Here is a 6,354-nt window from a genome sequence, read left to right on the forward strand (position 1 = left end):
GGGGAGACATTAAACTATGAAAAAAAGAAAAATAGATATTTTTTATAAGTTGTTGATTATAGTTATATTTATTTTAATATGGGAGGTATTAAGCAGGAGAGAAATATTAAATCCTCAATTTATACCATCTTTCTCTAGTATAATTGAAACTTTAGTTGATACGTTTCTTTCCCAAAATTTTATTTTAAGTGTTGGTATAAGTGTAGAAAGAGCTTTACTGGGATTTGCAGTTTCAATTATAGTTGGTATACCTTTAGGATTTTTACTAGGTGGATGGTTTCCAAAAGTGGATTTGATAACGGAGCCGGTTGTAGAAATTTTTTCCCAGGTTAATCCATTTGTATTATTTCATGTTTTCATTTTGCTACTGGGTATTGGGGAAAGTACAAAAATAGCAGTGATTGCATGGACATGTATATGGCCTATAATGTTTAATACCATTTATGGTATAAGGCATATAGATCCTTTAATCTTAAAAGAAGCCAGATCTTTTGGAATTGGGCGCAGAAAACTTTTTTATAAAGTAGTAATGCCATCTACACTCCCATCAATTTTTGTAGGAATTAGAATTAGTGGAGGATACTCTTTTTTTATGCTTATTGCAGCTGAAATGATGGGCGCCAGCTCAGGATTGGGATGGTTATTGTTGAGTTATCAACAAATTTATGATATAAAAAGAATATTTGCAACAGCCATTGTTATAGCTTTTCTTGGATTACTTTTAGATGTTTTGATAAAATTTATTGAAAATAGGTTTGTGATAAATAGAGAAAATAGTTAATAGGAGAGTTACTATTAAAAAATTGGATTGTCATAAAAATCAAAAACCTTTGATTATAGAAAGTTTTTGGGATAAAGACATAATTTCTGAATTAACTTTAACTGAGGATATATACAATAATATTTTGCACAATCATTGATATATTAATAAAAAATTTAACTTTATATTAAATATTATTAATAAAATAAAAAGTCATTGACAGCAATGAATGCATTATTTATAATGTATGTAAATATAATTTATAATAATAAATTTTAGTTGACTGGAAAAACCAGAGACTTTAAATAAAATTAATTTTATTTAAAGTCTCTGGTTTTCTTTATTTTAATTTTAGGAGGAAGACATATGAGACAGGTAGCAATTTATGGAAAGGGTGGAATAGGCAAATCCACAACAACACAAAATTTAACAGCAGGATTGGCTGAGCTAGGTAAGAAAATAATGGTAGTAGGTTGTGACCCAAAGGCAGATTCAACTAGATTGCTTTTAGGTGGACTAGCTCAGAAAACTGTTTTGGATACATTGAGAGAAGAAGGGGACGATGTAGATTTAAGCACAATACTTAAAAAAGGATATGGCGGAATAAAATGTGTTGAATCAGGTGGACCAGAACCTGGAGTCGGATGTGCAGGAAGAGGTATAATTACTTCAATTAATATGTTGGAACAATTAGGAGCTTATACTGATGACTTGGATTATGTTTTCTATGATGTATTAGGTGATGTTGTTTGTGGTGGTTTTGCAATGCCAATACGTGAGGGTAAAGCTCAGGAAATATATATAGTAGCCAGTGGAGAAATGATGGCAATGTATGCAGCAAACAATATATCAAAAGGTATAAAAAAATTCGCCGATGCAGGTGGAGTTAGACTAGGTGGAATTATATGCAACAGTAGAAAAGTTGACAATGAAAGAACATTATTGGAAAATTTTGCAAAGAAATTAGGAACTCAACTTATTTATTTTGTACCACGAAGCTTGGATGTTCAAAAAGCAGAAATAAACAAACAAACTGTTATACAATATAGTCCAGAAGTTGAACAGGCAGATGAATATAGAGCATTGGCTAAAGCAATAGATGGAAATGACATGTTTGTAGTACCAAATCCAATGTCACAAGAAGAGTTAGAGAGTATACTTCTAGAACATGGACTTATAGAATAAAATTAGCTCCCAATTAATATTTAATGTATAAAGATATCCCAAAATAACTATAAAAAAGTATTTTGGGATATCCTTTTTTGGGATAATAATTTATTTTATAGAATTCAATTTGTTTAAAAATATATCTATTCTATCCTCTTCAAGATATACATATCCAGGTAAAGAACCGTGTTTTGAATCATTACTATCTAATCCATGGAAATCAGATCCTGCAGATATAATCTTATTATATTTACTTGCATAGTTTATAAACTTTATTGTGTCATCTTGTGTATTTGCAGGATAGATAGCTTCTATTCCATCAAAAGGAAGTTTGATTACATCTTCTACATTAACTTTTTTTATTAATACAGGATGTGCAAGTACTACCATAGCCTTCATTGATTTTAAGACAGCTATACCATCTTCGGTGGATATTTTCTTATTTGGAACATATGCGGGACTGTCTTCACCTATAAATTTTGAAAATATATAATCGAAAGTATAATCATATCCTGCATCTATTATAGCTCTAGCTATGTGAGGTCTGGCTATTATTCCATTTGCTTTTTTTAATACATCATCATAATCTAGTTTGATATTAAAAAATTTATACAGATTTTCTACTATTTCTCTTGCTCTATTCACTCTATAGTCATCCATTTTCTTAAGAAAAGTTCTAAAGTTATTATCTATATCTTCTATATTTTTAAAATATCCTAGAACATGAACACTACGTCCTTTATACAAAGTTGATAGTTCTATACCCGGAATGAATTTAATTCCAATTTTAGTACTTTGAGAAATAGCATCATCTATTCCTGATATTGTATCATGATCCGTTAAAGCCATAATATCCAAATGCTGATCTTTGGCAAGGTTAACTAAATCTCTAGGGGAAAACTTTCCATCTGATGCTGTAGAGTGTAAGTGAAAATCGCCTTTTTTATACAATAAAACCACCTGCCTATAAAATATTTAATGTACTTATTATACTATTTAAAAAAAGTTGTGCAAAATAATAATAGAATTATTTCTATTATAGAATTAAATTTCTAATTATGATAGAAACTACACTATTTTCATATAATTTTATAGAGTAATAAATGAAAAAAAGAACAAACTTATAATGCAAGGCAAAATTATATATACAAAAAACAAATTAAATTTTAGGAGGGATTACTTATGGCAAGCAGATCAAATAGAGTATTAGTACCACAGGCAAAAGAAGGATTAAACAGATTTAAAATGGAATCAGCACGAGAAGTAGGTGTAAACTTAAAAGAAGGATACAATGGTGATCTTACTTCAAGAGAAGCCGGATCAATAGGTGGAAACATGGTTAAAAAGATGGTAGAAGCTTATGAACAAGGATTAAAATAGAGTTATATAGAGATTAAAATAAAATTTTAGTTTAAAATGAGTCCCGATAAGTAGATACGGTTAAAGATTATTTTAACATCAACTTATCGGGGCTATTTATATATATAATATGTATGAATAACTTGAGTTAAAAAATAATTAGAGTTAACATATATTAATAATAAGATATTAAGGAGTATAGAAATGAATAAAAATTATTTGGAGAAATATGCAAAAGTTGTTGCTGAAATAGGTATAAATATTCAAGACAATCAAATTCTTGTTATCAATTCGCCTATTGAATGTGCTGAATTTACCAGAATGATTTCAGAAGTTGCTTATAAAAAAGGAGCTAGGGATGTAATTGTAAATTGGAGTGATGAGAAACTCGCAAAAATTAAATATATAAATGGAAAAGAAGAAATATTTGATGATTTCCCTGAATGGAAAAAAGATCTATATACTAACTATGCAAGAGAAAATGCTGCATTTTTAAGTGTTTATGCTTCTGACCCGGAGCTTATGAAAGATGTAGATTCAAAGAGAATAATGAGGGCTAACAAGACAGCAAATGTAGCTTTATCAGAATATAGAGAAAGAATGATGAGTGACAGGAATGTGTGGTGTGTTGTATCTATACCTACAAGCGCATGGGCAAAGAAGGTTTTTCCAGATATTTCAGAGAGTGAGGCACTAGAAAAACTTTGGGATACTATATTTAAAACAGTAAGAGTTGATGAAAATGAACCAGTAGAGGCATGGAATAAACATAAAATTAATTTAAGAAAAAGTATGGAATTTTTGAATAGTAACAATTTTAGATATCTTAAATATAAAAATCAATTGGGAACGGACTTGAAAATAGAACTTCCTGAAGGACACATTTGGCTTGGAGGATCATCTATTAGTGAAAATGGTATAGAGTTTATGCCTAATATGCCGACAGAGGAAGTATTTACAGTACCTTTAAAAACTGGTGTAAATGGAAAAGTGGTGAGTTCCAGACCTTTAAACTATAATGGAAATATAATTAATAATTTTTCTATTATTTTCAGGGAAGGAAAAATAGTAGATTTTACAGCTGATCAAGGTTATGAGACGTTAAAACATATTATTCAAACAGATGAAGGTTCTCATTATCTTGGAGAAGTGGCATTAGTACCATTTAATTCACCAATTTCAAATTCAAACATATTATTTTATAATACCTTGTTTGATGAAAATGCATCCTGTCATTTAGCAATAGGAGAGGCTTATCCTGTTTGTCTTAAAGAAGGTAAAAATATGTCTAAAGAAGCTCTTAAAGCTGCTGGAGTAAATCATTCACTTGAACATGTGGATTTTATGATAGGGACTGAAGATTTAGGTATAATCGGTATAACACAGGAAGGTAAAGAAGTAGAGGTGTTCAAAAATGGAAACTTTATCTATTGACAAAGTATACTTGATTTGATATTATAGTAATAATAATTATTTTGAAAACTAAAATTAAAGCATTATTTTGTAAGAAAGTTTTTATATTTTATATAAAATATAAAAGTTGACTAGAAACACTAGAGACTTATTCCTGTTTTAGGAGTATGAGTATCTAGTGTTTTTTTATTGTATTAATAGTAAATATTGAGTTATAATTATAAAAAAGGAGGATTTTACATATGAGTGAAGTATTAAATGAGGCAATAAAATATATAGAACAATCAAAAACAGGGTTGCTTGTTACAACAGGTGAGGATGGTTCTCCTTATGTAAGAATCATGGGGGCTTTTTCAAATGATGGGGCAGATTTATATTTTGAGACAGGAAGAAATTCAAATAAAGTAAAGCATATTAAGAATAATCCAGTAGTTACATTCTATTTCCAAAATGAAAATCAAGCTTATGATACGTTCAAAAGTGTTTCTGTAACAGGAGAAGCATCAGAAGTTTTACAGGGTGATGATGATTTTAATAATGCAGTGGATAGAATAAGTATTAGATATCCCATATTAAAGGAAAATGTATCTAAAGGGAAAATTGGAGAATCAGCTATATATAGAATAAAAACAAAATTTTTTAAGTTAGCTGATTATACTAAAAAGCCTAAGGAAGTAAAAGAATTTGTATAATATATAAATAAGAAAAGACTGACATTGATAATGTTAGCTTTTTTTATTTATAAAAATTTATTTTTAATTTAAATAATATATATTATGTTAATAAAATTAAAAAGTAAACCTAAAACTGTATTATAATAGTTGATTTGTAAATATTTTAAAGAAATAATCGTACAGGAGTGAATAATATTTATTCCAATACACAATATTATAATGAGGTGATAATATATGTCATTAAAAAATGCTATGACTGCAGATTTTCTCCGTTCAGCCTATGGAGGAGAAAGTATGGCCCATATGAGGTATTTGGTATGGGCGGAAAATGCAGAAAAAAATGATTTTCCCAATATAGGCAGATTATTTAGAGCTGTTTCCTATGCAGAATGGGTTCATGCAAGAAACCATTTTAATGTTTTAAAAGATCAAGTTGGTGATGCTACAGTAGCCGCAGGTGGAGTATTTGGATTAACTAATATAGTTGAAAATCTCCAAGGGGCATTTGATGGAGAAGTTCATGAGATAGATCAAATGTATCCTGTATATTTGGAAACTGCTAGATTTCAGGGAGAAAGGGATGCAGAAAGATCATTTCATTATGCTCTTAGTGCAGAAAAAGAACATGCTAAATTATTTAAGAAAGCTCAAGATTTAGCGAAACAAGATAAAGATACGGACAATAGTAAAATATATGTCTGTCCAATATGTGGTTTTACAGTAGAAGGAGAAGCACCGGAAAAGTGTCCTGTATGTGGAGTTAAAAAAGATTTATTTAAAGAATTTTAAAATAGCATATTGGTTAAAGTATAAAAGAAGTATATATTCTCAAAAGAGTTTGTGTGCTTCTTTTATAATAAAAAATTTTTTTATAAATAAATATTTTTTAAAATTTAGGTAAAGCTATAATTATCACAGCTATTTAATATAAATAGTATGTTTGCATCTAGATTATAACATATAGACATGAGCATAATTAAA

Annotated in this window: 7 protein-coding genes; 6 read left to right on the forward strand and 1 reads right to left on the reverse strand. The window is 28.9% G+C overall.

Going from position 1 to position 6,354, the window contains the following annotated elements:
* The first annotated feature begins 16 nt into the window (after window positions 1-16).
* Together KM800_RS06585 and nifH are read left to right on the forward strand one after the other, a co-directional pair.
* Window positions 17-781, forward strand: a complete 765-nt coding sequence (locus KM800_RS06585) for an ABC transporter permease (protein WP_217812384.1) — start codon at window positions 17-19, stop codon at window positions 779-781.
* Window positions 782-1,126: 345 nt separating this feature from the next.
* On the forward strand, window positions 1,127-1,945 hold the full coding sequence (gene nifH, locus KM800_RS06590; protein WP_217812385.1) for a nitrogenase iron protein: 819 nt from the start codon (window positions 1,127-1,129) through the stop codon (window positions 1,943-1,945).
* Window positions 1,946-2,035: 90 nt separating this feature from the next.
* Here nifH and KM800_RS06595 read toward each other — a convergent pair whose 3' ends face one another.
* The gene (locus KM800_RS06595; RefSeq protein ID WP_217812386.1) at window positions 2,036-2,878 is read right to left on the reverse strand and encodes a PHP domain-containing protein; all 843 of its coding nucleotides are present in this window, start codon (window positions 2,876-2,878) and stop codon (window positions 2,036-2,038) included.
* Window positions 2,879-3,109: 231 nt separating this feature from the next.
* On the opposite strand from KM800_RS06595, the gene KM800_RS06600 reads away from it, so the two are divergent.
* From KM800_RS06600 to KM800_RS06615, 4 genes are all read left to right on the forward strand, one after another.
* Entirely contained in the window at window positions 3,110-3,307 is a 198-nt protein-coding gene (locus KM800_RS06600) for an alpha/beta-type small acid-soluble spore protein (protein WP_017751334.1), read from the forward strand.
* A 183-nt stretch (window positions 3,308-3,490) separates the two neighbouring features.
* Window positions 3,491-4,720, forward strand: a complete 1,230-nt coding sequence (locus KM800_RS06605) for an aminopeptidase (protein ID WP_217812387.1) — start codon at window positions 3,491-3,493, stop codon at window positions 4,718-4,720.
* Window positions 4,721-4,941: 221 nt separating this feature from the next.
* Entirely contained in the window at window positions 4,942-5,391 is a 450-nt protein-coding gene (locus KM800_RS06610; RefSeq protein ID WP_217812388.1) for a pyridoxamine 5'-phosphate oxidase family protein, read from the forward strand.
* Window positions 5,392-5,607: 216 nt separating this feature from the next.
* Complete coding sequence (locus KM800_RS06615; RefSeq protein WP_217812389.1) at window positions 5,608-6,162, forward strand: rubrerythrin family protein; 555 nt, start codon at window positions 5,608-5,610, stop codon at window positions 6,160-6,162.
* The last annotated feature ends 192 nt before the right edge of the window (window positions 6,163-6,354 follow it).

This window comes from Clostridium tyrobutyricum (assembly GCF_019144085.1).
GTDB classification, from domain to species: domain Bacteria; phylum Bacillota; class Clostridia; order Clostridiales; family Clostridiaceae; genus Clostridium_B; species Clostridium_B tyrobutyricum_A.

Bases quoted from the DNA above. Each gene is read 5' to 3' on its own strand.
- KM800_RS06600 (WP_017751334.1), top strand. From the start codon at position 3,110: ATGGCAAGCAGATCAAATAGAGTATTAGTACCACAGGCAAAAGAAGGA.
- KM800_RS06615 (WP_217812389.1), top strand. From the start codon at position 5,608: ATGTCATTAAAAAATGCTATGACTGCAGATTTTCTCCGTTCAGCCTAT.
- KM800_RS06605 (WP_217812387.1), top strand. From the start codon at position 3,491: ATGAATAAAAATTATTTGGAGAAATATGCAAAAGTTGTTGCTGAAATA.
- KM800_RS06610 (WP_217812388.1), top strand. From the start codon at position 4,942: ATGAGTGAAGTATTAAATGAGGCAATAAAATATATAGAACAATCAAAA.
- nifH (WP_217812385.1), top strand. From the start codon at position 1,127: ATGAGACAGGTAGCAATTTATGGAAAGGGTGGAATAGGCAAATCCACA.
- KM800_RS06585 (WP_217812384.1), top strand. From the start codon at position 17: ATGAAAAAAAGAAAAATAGATATTTTTTATAAGTTGTTGATTATAGTT.